Source organism: Achromobacter sp. SIMBA_011 (assembly GCF_046535435.1).
In the GTDB taxonomy this organism is placed as follows: Bacteria; Pseudomonadota; Gammaproteobacteria; order Burkholderiales; family Burkholderiaceae_B; genus Achromobacter; species Achromobacter dolens.
This window is the reverse complement of sequence record NZ_JAWRWN010000962.1, coordinates 1-249: the sequence shown is the minus strand read 5'-3', so window position 1 is coordinate 249 and position 249 is coordinate 1. Positions and strand designations below refer to the sequence as shown.

General features: G+C 70.7%; 1 pseudogene. It reads left to right on the top strand.

Features of this window, described 5'->3' with window-relative positions:
• Nucleotides 1-104: 104 nt before the first annotated feature.
• A pseudogene (locus tag SB816_RS33855) lies at nucleotides 105-249 on the top strand (GNAT family N-acetyltransferase); the annotation flags it as partial.

The following is a 249-nucleotide window of genomic DNA, read 5'->3' as shown; positions in this document are numbered from 1 at the left end:
CGGCGCTCGCCGCGATTGCCTGCCCGTTTTTCTCCGCCGCATCGCGCGCCGGTGCGACCGTCCCGCTACACTGGAAGTCAGACTTCCTTCGCGACACCCGGGCCATGCTGCAGATGCGGCCGATGCCGGCCGGCGAATTCCACGCATACCGCACGCGCGCCATCGACGGCTACGCGCGCGATCTCGTGTCATCCGGGCAGAACGCGAGCGAAGACGCGGCGGGCCGCGCCCGCGCCTGCTTCGATACGC